The sequence below is a fragment of the Massilia suwonensis genome (assembly GCF_042655665.1).
Taxonomy (GTDB): Bacteria; Pseudomonadota; Gammaproteobacteria; order Burkholderiales; family Burkholderiaceae_D; genus Telluria; species Telluria suwonensis.
This window is the reverse complement of the sequence record NZ_JBHSMR010000013.1, coordinates 134,176-148,950: the sequence shown is the minus strand read 5'-3', so window position 1 is coordinate 148,950 and position 14,775 is coordinate 134,176. Positions and strand designations below refer to the sequence as shown.

General features: G+C 67.4%; 13 protein-coding genes. 10 read left to right on the top strand and 3 right to left on the bottom strand.

The features are described from left to right. Nucleotides 1-2: 2 nt before the first annotated feature. On the bottom strand, nt 3-1,094 hold the full coding sequence (aroC, locus tag ACFPQ5_RS08570) for a chorismate synthase (RefSeq protein ID WP_379753589.1): 1,092 nt from the start codon (nt 1,092-1,094) through the stop codon (nt 3-5). Nucleotides 1,095-1,304: 210 nt separating this feature from the next. On the opposite strand from aroC, the gene ACFPQ5_RS08565 reads away from it, so the two are divergent. Then, complete coding sequence (locus ACFPQ5_RS08565; protein ID WP_379753586.1) at nt 1,305-3,554, top strand: GGDEF/EAL domain-containing response regulator; 2,250 nt, start codon at nt 1,305-1,307, stop codon at nt 3,552-3,554. Nucleotides 3,555-3,683: 129 nt separating this feature from the next. Here the strand turns inward: ACFPQ5_RS08565 and ACFPQ5_RS08560 are convergent, their stop codons facing one another. Beyond that, the gene (locus tag ACFPQ5_RS08560; protein WP_379753583.1) at nt 3,684-4,136 is read right to left on the bottom strand and encodes a CBS domain-containing protein; all 453 of its coding nucleotides are present in this window, start codon (nt 4,134-4,136) and stop codon (nt 3,684-3,686) included. Nucleotides 4,137-4,317: 181 nt separating this feature from the next. Here ACFPQ5_RS08560 and ACFPQ5_RS08555 point away from each other — a divergent pair, with 181 nt between their 5' ends. From ACFPQ5_RS08555 to ACFPQ5_RS08545, 3 genes are read left to right on the top strand one after another with little or no spacing between them, the layout of a single operon-like run. Continuing rightward, nucleotides 4,318-5,628 carry an O-acetylhomoserine aminocarboxypropyltransferase gene (locus tag ACFPQ5_RS08555; protein WP_379753580.1) on the top strand — a complete coding sequence of 437 codons (1,311 nt, stop codon included), beginning with the start codon at nt 4,318-4,320 and terminating at the stop codon, nt 5,626-5,628. Between the two features lies 1 nt (nt 5,629). Then, entirely contained in the window at nt 5,630-6,445 is an 816-nt protein-coding gene (locus ACFPQ5_RS08550; RefSeq protein WP_379753577.1) for an alpha/beta fold hydrolase, read from the top strand. 2 nt (nt 6,446-6,447) lie between these two features. After that, the gene (locus tag ACFPQ5_RS08545; protein WP_379753574.1) at nt 6,448-6,738 is read left to right on the top strand and encodes an Mpo1-like protein; all 291 of its coding nucleotides are present in this window, start codon (nt 6,448-6,450) and stop codon (nt 6,736-6,738) included. A gap of 134 nt (nt 6,739-6,872) precedes the next feature. On the opposite strand, the gene ACFPQ5_RS08540 is transcribed toward ACFPQ5_RS08545, so the two are convergent. After that, nucleotides 6,873-8,225 (bottom strand): YihY family inner membrane protein, encoded by a 1,353-nt coding sequence (locus ACFPQ5_RS08540; protein WP_379753571.1) that lies wholly within the window; start codon nt 8,223-8,225, stop codon nt 6,873-6,875. A gap of 61 nt (nt 8,226-8,286) precedes the next feature. Here ACFPQ5_RS08540 and wrbA point away from each other — a divergent pair, with 61 nt between their 5' ends. From wrbA to ACFPQ5_RS08510, 6 genes are read left to right on the top strand one after another with little or no spacing between them, the layout of a single operon-like run. Further along, a complete protein-coding gene (wrbA, locus tag ACFPQ5_RS08535; RefSeq protein WP_379753568.1) occupies nt 8,287-8,907 on the top strand; it encodes an NAD(P)H:quinone oxidoreductase in 621 nt (206 codons plus the stop codon). Beyond that, nucleotides 8,907-9,305: a DUF2069 domain-containing protein gene (locus tag ACFPQ5_RS08530; RefSeq protein ID WP_136218181.1), complete on the top strand. Its 399-nt coding sequence runs from the start codon at nt 8,907-8,909 to the stop codon at nt 9,303-9,305. The genes wrbA and ACFPQ5_RS08530 overlap by 1 nt, the downstream gene beginning before the upstream one ends. After that, complete coding sequence (locus tag ACFPQ5_RS08525; protein WP_379753565.1) at nt 9,298-10,707, top strand: FAD-binding oxidoreductase; 1,410 nt, start codon at nt 9,298-9,300, stop codon at nt 10,705-10,707. Before ACFPQ5_RS08530 ends, ACFPQ5_RS08525 begins: the two co-directional genes overlap by 8 nt. Before the next feature lie 13 nt (nt 10,708-10,720). Further along, complete coding sequence (locus ACFPQ5_RS08520) at nt 10,721-11,149, top strand: DUF4124 domain-containing protein (RefSeq protein WP_379753562.1); 429 nt, start codon at nt 10,721-10,723, stop codon at nt 11,147-11,149. Next, nucleotides 11,137-13,686 (top strand): FtsX-like permease family protein, encoded by a 2,550-nt coding sequence (locus ACFPQ5_RS08515; RefSeq protein ID WP_379753559.1) that lies wholly within the window; start codon nt 11,137-11,139, stop codon nt 13,684-13,686. The genes ACFPQ5_RS08520 and ACFPQ5_RS08515 overlap by 13 nt, the downstream gene beginning before the upstream one ends. After that, nucleotides 13,686-14,750, top strand: coding sequence for a lipocalin-like domain-containing protein (locus tag ACFPQ5_RS08510; protein WP_379753556.1), 1,065 nt, complete (start codon nt 13,686-13,688; stop codon nt 14,748-14,750). The genes ACFPQ5_RS08515 and ACFPQ5_RS08510 overlap by 1 nt, the downstream gene beginning before the upstream one ends. Nucleotides 14,751-14,775 lie beyond the last annotated feature (25 nt).

The window sequence follows — 14,775 nt, the reverse complement described above, 5'->3', positions numbered from 1 at the left end:
AATTAAATGCGCGGTGTGTCGACCCGCACATCCCCGCACTGCGCACGATGCATCAACGCGTGATCGATCAGCACCAGCGCCAGCATCGCTTCCGCAATCGGCGTCGCGCGAATGCCCACGCACGGATCGTGGCGCCCGAAGGTCTCGACCATGGCAGGCACGCCCGCCTTATCGATCGAACGGCGCGGCACCCGGATCGAGGACGTCGGCTTGATCGCCAGCGAGACCGTGATGTCCTGCCCGGTCGAGATCCCGCCCAGCACGCCGCCGGCCTGGTTGCCGACAAAACCTTCGGGCGTCAGTTCGTCGCCGTGTTCCGAACCCTTCTGCGCCACCGACGCGAAGCCGGCGCCGATCTCCACGCCCTTGACCGCGTTAATCCCCATCATCGCGTAGGCGATGTCGGCATCGAGCTTGTCGTAGATCGGCTGGCCCAGGCCCACCGGCACGCCGGTCGCGACCACGTCGATGCGCGCGCCGATCGAATCGCCGGCGCGGCGCAGCTCGTCCATGTAGCTTTCCATGCGCGCCAGCAGCGCCGCGTCGCCGGTCGCGGCAAAGAAGGGATTGTTGGCCACGTGCTCCCAGCCTTCGAAGGGAATGGCGATCTCGCCCAGCTGGCGCATGCAGCCCATGAACTTGACGCCGTAGCGTTCGCGCAGCCATTTCTTGGCCACCGCGCCGGCGCCGACCACCGGCGCGGTCAGGCGAGCCGAGGAGCGGCCGCCGCCGCGCGGATCGCGCACGCCGTATTTGTGCCAGTAGGTATAGTCGGCATGGCCGGGACGGAAGGTCTCGGCGATGTTGCCGTAGTCCTTGCTGCGCTGGTCTTCGTTCGGGATCAGGAGCGCGATCGGGGTGCCGGTGGTGACGCCCTCGTACACGCCCGACAGGATCTGCACCCGGTCCGCTTCCTGGCGCTGCGTCACGTGGCGCGAGGTGCCGGGCTTGCGGCGGTCGAGGTCGCCCTGGATGTCGGCTTCGCTGAGCGCCATGCCCGGCGGGCAGCCATCGATGACGCAGCCGATCGCGGGACCGTGCGATTCGCCGAAAGTGGTGACGGAAAACAGCTTACCGAAGGAATTACCAGACATAGACGTAGGCGAAAGGTGCGAAAAAGATCATTCTACCAGCCCGCGCAGACATCGGCGGGCGGGCCCCTTTTTCCTCCTGCAGGCTTAAAACTGTTGCCTGACGGATATAAATTTTCCTTCAAGCACAACTTTTGGCCGCCCGCATTGAATAATGTCCGTTATACTCCATTCGAATGAACCGCCGAGCCTGAACTTGGAGACGCAACAATAATGCCCGCATCGATGTCGCCCGGTGTCGCCCTGCCTGCGCACGACGACCTGGTTTTCCTGGACGAGGCGCCGCTGCCGGGCGCGCGCGGCGGGCGGTCGGACGCGCCGGCCTGGCGCATCCTGGTCGTCGACGACGACGCCGACGTCCATTCGACCACCACTTTCGCCCTTGCCGGGCTCGAAATCCAGGACCGTCCGCTCGAATTCCTGCACGCCTATTCGGCCGAGGATGCACGCGCCCTGCTGGCGCGCGAACCCGACATCGCCGTCATCCTGCTCGACGTCGTCATGGAGCAGCCCGACGCCGGCCTGCACCTGGTGCGCCACGTGCGCGAGACGCTCGGCATGACCGACGTGCGCATCATCCTGCGTACCGGCCAGCCGGGCTACACGCCCGAGATGGAAGCGATCCGCGACCTCGACATCAACGATTACCGCACCAAGTCGGAACTGACCCGCACCAAGCTGTATACGACGGTGGCCGCCGCCGTGCGCGCCTACCAGCAGCTGCACGCGCTGGGCGTGGGCCGCGCGGGCCTGGAGCGCATCGTCCGTGCGGGCACCGAACTGATGCGCCTGCACGGCGCGCGCGACGTCGCCCGCTCGGTGCTGCAACAGGCGGCCGCCCTGCTCGGCCAGGAAGCCGGCGGCGTGCTGTGCGCGCGCGAAGGCGGCGGGCTGCGTGTCCTCGGCGGCGCCGGCAGCGGACTCGAACTCGAGCAGCGCCTGCTCGACCTGACGCAGCACGGCCTGCTCGGCGGCGCCGTCACGCGCGCCCTCGCCGGGCGGCGCTCCGAATTCAACCCGACCTGCCTGGCGCTCTACTTCCCCGGCAAATCGGGCCGCGACTTCGCCGCCGCCCTGCCCCTGGCGCGCCCTGTCGGCGACGGCAACAAGCGCCTGCTGCACGTCTTCACCAGCGTGGTCTCGGTCAGCCTCGACAACCTCGAACTGGTCGGACGCCTGAACAACGCCGCCTTCTTCGACCAGCTCACCGGCCTGCCGAACCGCACCCAACTGGTCGAGGACCTGGACGCGGCGGTCGCCAACGAAGGCGGACTGGATACGACCCTGACTCTCGTCGACCTCGACCACTTCGCCGAGATCAACGACGCCCTCGGCCACGGGTTCGGCGACCAGCTGCTGGTGACGGTGGCCCAGCGCCTGCAAAGCCAGCTCGATCCGCGCCTGAAGGTGGCGCGCATCGGCGGCGACATCTTCGCCGTGCTCGGCATGGGCAGCCTGAATACGCCGGACGCGATCCACGCACTGTTCGCGGCGCCCTTCTCGCTCGACGGCCAGGACCTGCAGGTCTCGAGCACCCTGGGCCTGGTGCGCCTGGGCGAACACGACGGCAGCGGCGCCGATGCGCTCAAGGACGCCGACATCGCGCTGAAACGCGCGAAATCGCAGCAGCGCGGCGGCCATTTCTATTTTTCGCGCGGTATGGGCGTCGAGATCCGCGAGCGCGTGCGCCTGATGCACGCGCTCAGGAGCGGCGTGCGCCGCGGCGAACTCTTCCTCGCCTACCAGCCGCAGGTGGACCTCGCCACCAAGCGCCCGTTTGGCGCCGAAGCCCTGCTGCGCTGGCGCATGCAGGACGGCACCATGGTGCCGCCGGACCGCTTCATCCCGATCGCCGAATACTCGGGCCTGATCGTCGAGATCGGCGCCTGGGTGCTGCGCGAAGCCTGCGCGGAACTGATGCGCCTGCGCGGCGCCGGCCATATGGACTTCACGATGTCGATCAACGTCTCGCAGGCCCAGTTCCGCCATCCGCGCTTCGTGGACGTGCTGCGCGACGCCTTGCGCGAGACCGGCGCGCCGCCCGAATACATCGAGCTCGAGATCACGGAATCGATGGCGATGGAAGAGCCGCAACTGCTGGCCGAGATGCTGGCCCAGGTCAAGCGCACCGGCGTGTCGATCGCGATCGACGACTTCGGCACCGGCTTCTCGTCGCTGTCGCACTTGCAGCGCCTGAACGTGGACCGCCTGAAGATCGACCGCGCTTTTGTGAGCGAGATCACCGGCTCGGCGCGCGGCAGCAGCATCGCCCAGATGATCATCCAGCTCGGGCGCAACCTGGGCCTGTCGGTGATCGCGGAAGGGGTGGAAGACGAGCGCCAGGCGCAGATCCTGCACGCGCTGGGCTGTCCGCTGGCGCAGGGCTACCTGTTCGCGCGGCCGCTGTCGCCGCAGGGCTTATTGGAGTGGCTGGCGACGCAGGGTCTCAGCGACGCCGCCTGATGTGCGACGCTTGGTGGGCTCAGGGCGCCCACCCTACAGCAGGCACAATCGTAGGGCAAGCGGATCTCCCGCCCACGCGTTCAACAGCCGTAGGGTGGGCGCCCCGAGCCCACCAAGCAGGCCCGCTACTCAGTCCTCAGCCGCCTGCTCCGCCGGCCAATCCCGGATATACGCCTTGAGCATCCGGTTCTCGAAGCTCTGCGCCTCCAGCACCGCGCGCGCGACGTCGTAGAACGAAATCACGCCCAGCAGCGTCTTGGCATCCATCACCGGCAGGTAGCGCGCATGCTTTTCCAGCATCATGCGGCGCACCTCGTTGACTTCGGTTTCGGGGGTGACCGTGATCGGCGCCTCGTCCATGTGCTTGCGCACGGTGCCCGCGCCCAGCGCGCCGCCGTTCGAGTGCAGCACCTTGATCACTTCGCGGAAAGTCAGCATGCCGACCAGGTCGCCATACTCCATGACCACCAGGGAACCGATGTCCTTTTCCGACATCGTGTTGACCGCGTCGGCGAGCAGGGTTTCAGGGGTCACCGTGTAGAGGATGTTGCCCTTCACCTGCAGGATTTCTGAAACTTTCATATTAGCCACCCCGGCTTCTGTTGGAATATTCACTAGTCGATTTCTTTGTCTAAGGCATAACACGAATGTAGCCTAAGGCTATCAGAAAATCCAGCAACGTGGGAAAGGACCGCTCAGCCGTTCGCGCGCTGCGCAAAGAATGCTACGATTCCGCCCATAATTATTTATCGACGAGACATCCATGAGCGGTCCACACTACCCGGGCTTCGACACCCTGTCGCTGCACGCGGGCGCGGCAATCGACCCGGCCACGGGCGCACGCGCCACGCCGATCCATTTCACTTCCTCCTTCGCTTTCCGCGATTCCGACCACGCCGCCTCGCTGTTCAACATGGAGCGCAGCGGCCACGTCTACTCGCGCATCTCGAACCCGACCAACGCGGTGCTGGAAGAACGCATCGCGGCCCTGGAAGGCGGCGTCGCCGGCATCGCCACTGCAAGCGGCCAGGCGGCGATGTTCCTCGGCCTGTCGACGATTGCCGGCGCCGGTTCGCACATCGTCGCCTCGCGGGCCCTCTACGGCGGCTCGCACAACCTGCTGGGCTACACCCTCAAACGCTTCGGCATCGAGACCACCTTCGTGGACCCGCGCGACATCGACGCCTGGCGCGCCGCGATCCGCCCCGAAACCAAGGTCCTGTTCGGCGAAACCCTGGGCAATCCGGGCCTGGACGTGCTCGACATCCCGCGCATCGCCGCGCTGGCCCACGAGCACGACCTGCCGCTGATGGTCGATTCGACCTTCACCACGCCGTATTTGCTGCAGCCTTTCGAACATGGCGCCGACCTTGTCTTCCACTCGGCCACCAAGTTCCTGTGCGGGCACGGCACGGCGATCGGCGGCCTGCTGGTCGACGGCGGCACCTTCGACTGGCAGCGCGCCTATGACCGGACCGGCCGCTTCGCCGAGCTGTGCGAACCGTATGAAGGCTTCCACGGCATGGTGTTCGCCGAGGAGTCCAGCGTCGGCGCCTTCGCGCTGCGCGCGCGGCGCGAAGGCCTGCGCGACTTCGGCGCGGCCATGAGCCCGCACAACGCCTTCGCCATCCTGCAGGGCATCGAGACCCTGGGCCTGCGCATGGAACGCCATGTAAGCAACACGCGCCGCGTGATCGAATTCCTGCTGTCGCATCCGGCGGTCGACTCGGTCTCCTATCCGGAGCTCGACAGCCATCCGGATCATGCCCTCGCCGCACAACTGCTGCCGAAAGGCTGCGGCGCCGTGTTCACCTTTGCGCTGAAGGGCGACCGCGCGGCCGGCCGCCGTTTCGTCGACAGTCTGAAAGTGTTCTCGCACCTGGCCAACGTCGGCGACGCCAAGTCGCTGGTCATCCATCCGGCCTCGACCACCCACTTCCGCGTGCCGGTGGACCAGCTGGCCGCGAGCGGCATCACCGAGGGCACGATGCGCCTCTCGGTCGGCCTCGAAGATGCCGACGACCTGATCGAAGACCTGGGCCGCGCGCTCAAGGCCGCGCAGAAGGGAGCCTGAGATGCAGCTCGAGATCCAGGGAAAACAGGCCTATGCCTACAGCGGCGGCAAGCGCTTCGACCCGCTGCTGCCGACCATCGTCTTCATCCACGGCGCCCAGAACGACCACTCGGTCTGGGGCCTGCAGTCGCGCTGGTTCGCGCACCACGGCTACGGCGTGCTGGCCGTGGACCTGCCGGGACATGGCCGCAGCAGCGGTCCGGCGCTGGCCAGCGTCGAGCAGATGGCCGACTGGCTGCTGGCGCTGCTCGACGCCGCCGGCGTACGCAAGGCGATCCTGGCCGGCCACAGCATGGGGTCGCTCGTCGCGCTGGAAGCTTCGCTGCGCGCGCCCGCCAAGGTGCGCGCGCTGGCCATGCTCGGCACGACCTACCCGATGAAGGTCTCGGACGCCCTGCTCGCCACCGCGCGCGACGACGAGGGCGCGGCGATCGACATGGTCAACATCTGGTCGCACTCGAGCATCGCCCACAAACCGTCAAGCCCGGCGCCAGGCTTTTCCGTGATGGGCGGCGCGCGCCGGCTGATGCAGCGCATGTCGGCGCTGAATCCGGACCAGCTGTTCTACACCGATTTCTCGGCCTGTAACGCGTACGCCAATGGCGAAGCGGCAGCGGCCGCCGTGCGCTGTCCGACACTCTTCATCTTCGGCAGCAAGGACATGATGACGCCGGCGCGCTCGACCAAGGTCCTGACCGGCGGCATCAAACACGGCAAGGTGGTGCAGGTCGACGCCGGCCATTCGCTGATGAGCGAACAGCCCGATGCGGTACTGGAGGCGCTGGACGCGTTCGCGCTGTCGCTCGAGGAGACTTGACCATGACCTTTACCGAGTTCTATCCCTTCTACCTGAGCCAGCACGCCGACCGCCGCTGCCGGCGGACCCACTTCATCGGCAGCACCGGCGCGCTGCTGGCGCTTGCCGCGGCGATCGTGACGGCGAATGCCTGGTGGGTGCTGGTTGCGCTCGTGTTCGGTTATGGCGGCGCGTGGATCGGGCATTTCTTCTATGAGCACAACCGGCCGGCGACCTTCAAGCAGCCGTGGCTGTCGTTCAAGGCGGATTGGGTGATGTATTGGCAGATGCTGACCGGGAAAGTCAGTTTTTAATCGAGACGGTGGCGCACCGTAGGGTGGAGTCCCGACTCCACGCGTCAGCGCACGCCAGAGCGGCCGAAATGTGGCCGAAAGTCTGCGAACGTTGCAAACGCGTGGAGTCAGGAGGCTCGGCGCCCCCCTCCACCCTACGCATTTGCGAAATACGTGCTGATCGGCTGATCGAGCCCCTGCCCGACGGCCGTTTCCACCTGCCGCGCCAAGGCCCCGGCATCGAGCGATAAGGTCGACCCCACCACCTGCTGCGCATTCGGCGCCAACGCCCCGCCGAACACGAACAAGCGGTACACGTCCGCCACGCGCAGCTTGTCCGGATCGGCCAGCAGCACCCAATCATCCGCCCCGGCCCGGTCGCTCGTCCGCCACGGCCCCTGCTGCGGCAGCTCCGGCTGCACGCGCCCCACCCAGCCGGCCGCCACCATCTGCTCCAGCAGCAGGCTCAGTTCGTCGTAGCCGATCCGCGTGTGCGCCCGGATTGCAGCCGACGACACCAGCGCCGACCCGGTCGCATGCGCCCCGCCATGCAGCACCTTCAGCACCGCCATCGCATCGACGAACACGCCCCCAGGCGCAGGCACGTGCCACCATCGCTCGTACTTGATCACGGGCAGCGCGGCCGCCACGACCGCGCCCAGCAGCGTGATCAGCCACGATAAATACATCCAGACCAGGAACAGCGGCAGCGCAGCCAACGCGCCGTAGATGATCGCGTAGGTCGGAAACTGCCGGATGAACAAGGCGAACAGGCGCTTGGCCAATTCGAAGGCGATCGCCGCGGCCAGCGCGCCCCACAGGGCGTCGCGCCAATTTACGTAGCGGTTGGGTACAGCCACATACAGCAGCGTATAAGCGCCGGTGGTGAGCGCCAGCGACGCCAGGGTCGACAGCAGCGTGCCGAGGAAGGGCACGAATTTCGTCACCCCGCCCGTCACCACGAACAGCTGGGCCGTGAGCGAAATCGACAGGCCGAACAGCAAGGGTCCGAGGGTGATCAGCGCCCAGTAAGTCAGCATGCGCTGCATCAGCGGGCGCGGCCGGCGCACGCGCCAGATCTGGTTGAAGACGCGCTCGATCATGCCCATCATCGCCGTGGTCGTGAACAGCAGCACCACCGCGCCCAGGGCCGAGAGCCCCTTGGCCTTGTCGGCAAATTGCGTCAGGTTGGCGATGATCGTGTTCGAGATCGCCTTGGGCATCAGGGCCTGGGCGAACCAGGTTTCCAAAGCCGTGCGGAGCTGACCGAAGATCGGAAACGTGGTAAAAATGGCCAGTACGATCGTCAGCAGGGGGACCAGCGCCAGCGTTGTCGTAAAGGTGAGGCTGCCTGCCACCTGGGGCAGCATTTCCTCGCGCAGGCGGCGCCGCGCGAAGCGCACCAGGTCCTGCACCTCGGCCAGCGTCAGGCCGCGCACGCGCTCGAAGCCGTCGGCCAGCAGGTCGTTGGTGGAACGCGAGATTGCAGTAACCGTTTTCGAAAGCATGTTGTCGTTTTGAATAGCGCCCGGGGCATTTGTTCCAGCAAAGCATTCTATAATACCAACGATGAACCCGACCCTGACCATACTCGTGTTGTACTACTCGCGCCACGGCGCCACCCGCAAGCTGGCCGAGCTGATCGCCCAGGGCATCGAAAGCGTGCCCGGGCTTGAAGCCCGCCTGCGCACCGTGCCGGCGGTCTCGACCGTGGCCGAAGCGACGGCGCCCGCCATCCCGCTCGATGGCGCGCCCTATGTCGAGTTGTCCGACCTGGCCGAATGCGCGGGCCTTGCCCTGGGTTCGCCCACGCGCTTCGGCAACATGGCGGCGGCGATGAAATATTTCCTCGACGGTACCGCGGCCGAATGGCTGGCCGGCACCCTGTCGGGCAAACCGGCGGTCGTGTTCGCCTCCACCGGCAGCCTGCACGGCGGCCAGGAAGCGACCCTGCTGTCGATGATGATTCCGCTGCTGCACCACGGCATGCTCGTTATGGGCCTGCCCTACACCCATCCCGAACTGATGACCACGTCCACCGGCGGCAGCCCCTACGGCGCCACCCACTGGGCCGGCATCGACGGCGACAAGCAGGTCAGCGAAGACGAAAAACGCCTGGCGATCGCGCTCGGGCGCCGCCTGGCCGAAGCTGCCGCGAAACTGCAATCGCCACTGCAGGAATCACGCTGATGCAAACCCAAAAGCTCTTCCATGGCGGCGCCATCGCCAGCCTGATCTGGCTGATCGGCTGGCTGGTGGCCTGGGAAATCTGGGTCGCCCCGCTGCACCCGGGCGGCTCGCTGCTGGCCCTGAAGGCGGTGCCGCTGCTGGTGCCGCTGCGCGGCGTCATCAAGCGCGACCTGTACACGCTGCAGTGGTCGTCGATGGTGATCCTGATTTATTTTGCCGAAGGCGCGGTGCGGGCCTGGAGCGACACGCTCGAGCTCTCGCGCATGATGGCCCTGGGCGAAGTGGCGCTGGTCTGCGTCTATTTCGCCTGCGCCCTGCTCTACCTGCGTCCCTACAAGAAGGCGGCGCAGCGCATGGCCAAGGAATTGCTGGACAAGGTAAAAGTACCGCATGACTGAGGATTTCCTCGGACGCTGCCGCACGATCGTGGGCGCGTCGCGGGTGCTGTCGGAACACATCGACATGGCGCCCTACCTCACCGACTGGCGCGGCCGCTTCACCGGCCGGGCGCGGGCGGTGCTGCTGCCGTCCACGGTCGACGAGGTCGCGCAACTGGTCGCCGCCTGTGCGCAGGCACGGGTGCCGATCGTGCCGCAGGGCGGGCGCACCGGCCTGGTGCTGGGCAGCGTGCCCGACGCCAGCGGCACCGCCGTCGTGCTCTCGCTGCGGCGCATGAACCGCATCCTCGAGATCGACACCACCAACCGCACCATCACCGTCGAGGCCGGCGCCATCCTGCAGCAGATCCAGGACGCGGCGGCGAAAAACGGGCTGCTGTTTCCCCTCTCGCTGGCGGCCGAAGGCAGCTGCACCATCGGCGGCAACCTGTCGACGAATGCCGGCGGCACCGCCGTGCTGCGCTACGGGAACACGCGCGACCTGTGCCTGGGCCTGCAGGTCGTCACGCCGAACGGCGAGATCTGGGACGGCCTGCGCGGCCTACGCAAGGACAACACCGGCTACGCCCTGCGCGAACTCTTCGTGGGCGCCGAAGGCACGCTGGGCGTGATCACGGCGGCAGTGCTGAAGCTCTACCCGCAGCCGAAAGCCTCGACCACGGCCCTGGTGGCGATGGAGTCGCCGGAGCGCGCCCTCTCTCTGCTGTCGCTGATGCAGGATCAGTGCGGCTCCAGCCTCACCGCCTACGAACTGATGTCGGACTTTTGCCTCCGGCTGGTCTCCAAACACTTTCCGCACCTGCCGCGTCCTTTCGCGCGCAGCCATCCGCAGTATGCGCTGCTGGAAGTGTCGAGCAGCGAATCGGAAGAACATGCGGTCGGCTTGCTGGAAGCGGCGATCGAAGCCGCGCTCGAAGGGGGACTCGCCGACGATGCGGTGGTCGCCACCTCGATCGCCCAGTCGAGCGGGCTGTGGCAGCTGCGCGAACACATCCCGCTGGCCCAGGCCAGCGCCGGCAAGAACATCAAGCACGACGTCTCGCTGCCGATCTCGCAGATCGCCGCATTTATTGCCGCCACCGACGCCCAGCTGGCGCAGGCCTTCCCCGGCTGCCAGGTGGTCTGCTTCGGCCACCTGGGCGACGGCAACCTGCACTACAACGTCGCGCCTTCTGCCGGCGTTTCGCACGAAACCTTTCTCGGCAACCAGGATGCGATCAACCGCATCGTGCACGACAGCGTGGCACGATTCGAGGGCTCGATCTCGGCCGAACACGGCATCGGCGCCCTGAAACGCGAAGACCTGCAACGCTACAAGGACCCCGTCGAACTGAACATGATGCGTGCCATCAAAGGCGCCCTCGACCCGCTCGGCATCATGAACCCTGGCAAAATTTTGTGAGGGAGACGAGGTCATGAAAGCAATGGTGTTGGCGTTCGGCATGTGCGCGCTGGTGGGAACGGCTGCCGCGCAGACGGTCTACAAATGCACGGTGGACGGCAAGGTCAGCTATGGCGAGCAGCCTTGCGCCGTGGGCAAGTCGAGCGAGCTGGCGGTGCCGCCGGCGCCTGAGAGCAAGGACGCGGCACAGGCATTGGAGCGTGACAAGGCGCGCCTGGCCGCGCTGCAGAAGGAACGTTCTGTCGTGGCCGCGCGCGAGGAACGTGAAAACGCCCGCGCAGCCCGCACCGCTGCAGCCACGCGCCAGAAATGCGAACGCCTGCGCCTGCAAGTCAAATGGGCCGGAGAAGACGCGGCCCGTGCCGGCAAGGAAGCGAGCGCCAGCGCGCGGCTGAAGGCGCGCAGGCAGGCGGAGGCCTTGGCGGTGCAATGTCCGGCCTGAACGTCCTGTCACGTTGGCTGCTGGTCGGCGAATGGCGCGCCCATCCCGTACGCGCCGTGCTGGCCGTGGCCGCGATCGCGGTCGGCGTGGCCATGGGCTTTGCGATCCACCTGATCAACGCCGCCGCCTTCAACGAATTCTCGAGTGCGATCAAGAGCCTGTCCGGCCAGGCCGACGTCCAGGTGGCCGGACGCGAAGCCGTGTTCGACGAGGCGATCTATCCGCTGCTGGCCGAATACGAGGGCGTGGCGCTGGCCGCGCCCGTGCTCGAAGTGCAGGCCGCCGTCCCCGCCGCGAAAGGCTCGCTGCGCCTGGTCGGCATCGACCCGCTGCGCGCCGGCTACATCGCACCGGATTTGCTGGGCGTGCCGCAGGACGGACGCGGCAGCGACGTGCTCGCCGACGACACCGTGTTTCTCTCGCCGGCCGCGCAGAGCTGGCTGAACCTGCGCACCGGCGCCGCGCTCGGCGTACGCGCCGGCACCCGCGATTTCTCGCTGCGCGTCGCCGGCCCGGTGCAGCGCGCCCGGCCCGGCCAGCGCTTCGGCGTGATGGACATCGGCGCCCTGCAGTGGCGCTTCAAGCAGCTCGGCAAGCTCTCGCGCGTCGATCTCAAACTGCGCGACGGCGTCAACCGCGCCGAATTCGAAGCCAGGCTCACGGCCGACCTGGAACGCCGCTTCCCCGGCCGCTTCCGCGTCCAGCAGCCGAACGACAGCGACCAGCAAAGCCGCAACAATAACCTCAGCCGCGCCTACCGCGTGAACCTCACCGTGCTGGCCCTGGTCGCCCTGTTCACCGGCGCCTTCCTCGTCTTTTCGACCCAGGCCTTGTCGGTGATGCGGCGGCGCAGCCAGTTCGCGCTGCTGCGCGTGCTGGGCGTGGAACGCGGCCAGCTGCTGCGCCAGGTATTGATCGAAGGCGCCAGCCTGGGCCTGGTCGGCGCCCTGCTCGGGGTGGCGGCCGGCTATGCGCTGGCCGCGCTGGCGCTGCGCTTTTTTGGGGGCGACCTCGGCGCCGGCTACTTCCCGGGCATCAAGCCGCAGGTGGTGTTCACGCCCGTTGCGGCCTTCGTCTTCTTCGCGCTCGGTCTCGGCGTCGCCCTGCTCGGCTGCCTGGCGCCGGCACTGGAAGCGGCGCGCGCCAAACCGGCTGTCGCCCTCAAGGCCGGCAACGACGAAGCGGCCCTGCACCGGCTGTCGCGCGTCTGGCCCTCCTTTATCTGCCTGGCGTTGGCGGGCGTGTTCGCTTTTGCCCCGCCCGTGTTCGAACTGCCCCTGTTCGGCTACTTCGCGATCGCCCTGCTGCTGATCGGCGGCATCGGCCTGATGCCGCGCCTGGCCTCGAGCAGCTTCCGCCTCTTGGCGCGCCTGCTGCGGCGCGTGCCGACGCCGCCGCCGGTGCTGGCCCTCGCGTTCTCGCGTTTGGCGAACGCGCCCGGCCAGGCTTCGATCGCGCTGGGCGGCGTGCTGGCCAGCTTCAGCCTGATGGTGGCGATGGGGATCATGGTGGCGAGCTTCCGCATCTCGGTCGACGACTGGATGCGCCACATCCTGCCGGCCGATTTATACGTGCGCAGCGCGGCCGGCGGCAGTTCGGGTTTCTTCGGCAAGCCTGAGCAGGATGCGATCGCCCGCGCAGCGGGCGGCGGACAGGTGCAGTTCCTGCGCACGCGGCCGATCTCGCTGCAGGCCGACCGGCCGGACGTGGTGCTGATCGCGCGCGACATCAACGCGCTGGATCCGGGCCGCTTGCTGTTCCTGGTAGGGGCGTCGCAGCCCGTGCCCGCCGGCGCACGTCCAGCCTGGGTCTCGGAAGCCATGCTCGATCTGTACGGCGTGCAGGTCGGCCAGACCCTGAGCCTGCCGCTGGGCGGCAAGCCGGCCGCCTTCTTTGTCGCCGGCGTCTGGCGCGATTATGCCAACCAGTCCGGTTCCATCGTCGTGCGCCTTAGCGACTATCGTGCCCTGACCGGCGCATTGGAAGTCACCGACGCCGCCATCTACGCCGGCAGCGAAGCGAACACAGACCGCATCGAGGGCGCGCTGCGCAAGCTGCCTTTCGGCGGCGCGCTGCAGCTGGCGCGCCCCGGCGAAATCCGCGCCGCCAGCCTGCAGATCTTCGACCGCAGCTTCGCCGTCACCTATCTGCTCGAAGCGATCGCCATCGTCATCGGCCTGTCCGGCGTGGCTGCCACCTTCTCGGCCCAGACCCTGGCGCGAGCGCGCGAATTCGGCATGCTGCGCCACGTCGGCGTGACGCGCGGCCAGGTGCTCGGCATCCTGGCCTGCGAGGGCGGCTTGCTGACGCTGCTCGGCGTGGCCTGCGGTTTCGCGCTCGGCCTCGTGATCAGCCTGATTTTGGTCTTTGTCGTGAATCCCCAGTCCTTCCACTGGACCATGGGACTGCATTTACCATGGGGCCTGCTCGGCACCGTGGCGGGCGTGCTGGTCGCGGCTTCGGTCGGCACGGCCCTGGTGTCGGGACGGTACGCCTTGTCGGGCGGGCCGGTGCGCGCGGTGCGGGAGGATTGGTGATGCGGCTGTTGTTCCTTATCTTGATGTTCGTCGCCGGCCTGGCGCAGGCGGCGGCGCCGACCTTCCCGGCCGTGACACCGGGCCAGCCGCTGGTCTTCCCGCGCGACTTCGGCGCCCACCCCGACTATCGAACCGAGTGGTGGTACGTCACCGGCTGGCTGAAGAAATCGGACGGCAAGCCGCTCGGCTTCCAGGTGACCTTCTTCAGGAGCCGCACCGAACACGATCCGGCCAACCCGAGCGCCTTTGCCCCGCACCAGCTGGTGATCGGCCACGCCGCCCTGTCCGATCCGGCGCACGGCCGCCTGGTGCACGACCAGAGAAGCGCGCGCCAGGGCTTCGGTCTGGCCTGGGCCAAACCGGGCGATACCGACATCAAACTGGACGACTGGCGCATGACGCGCGCGGCTGACGGGAATTATCGCGTTCTGTTGAAATCGGCCGAAATGACGCTGGAACTGACGCTGTCGCCGACCCAGCCGCCGCTGCTGCAGGGCGAAGGCGGCTACTCGCGCAAAGGCCCGGCCGCGCAACACGCCAGCTATTACTACAGCCTGCCGCAGCTGAAGGTGACGGGTGTGGCCGGGCGCGCGGGCGCCGCCGGACCGGTGACAGGGCTTGCCTGGTTCGACCACGAATGGTCGAGCGAAGCGCTGCAGCCCGAGGCCCAGGGCTGGGACTGGATCGGTGCGAATCTCGACGACGGCGGCGCGCTGATGGCTTTCCAGATCCGCGCCAAGGACGGTGGTAAACTATGGGCGCACGCGACGGTGCGCGGACGCGACGGCAAAGTCACTCGCTACACGCCCGACCAGGTGGTCTTTACGCCGCAGACGCACTGGAAATCGCCGCGCACGAATGCGAATTATCCGGTCGCGACCACGATCACGACGGGCGCCACGCGCTGGCGAATCGCGCCGCTGCAGCCGGACCAGGAGCTCGATTCGCGCCGCTCGACGGGCGCCGTCTACTGGGAAGGCGCGGTAACGCTGGAGCGCGACGGCGTGCCCGCGGGCCACGGCTACCTCGAGATGACGGGGTACGTGCAGCGGATGAAACTTTGAATTACGAGACAGAACAACAACAAGC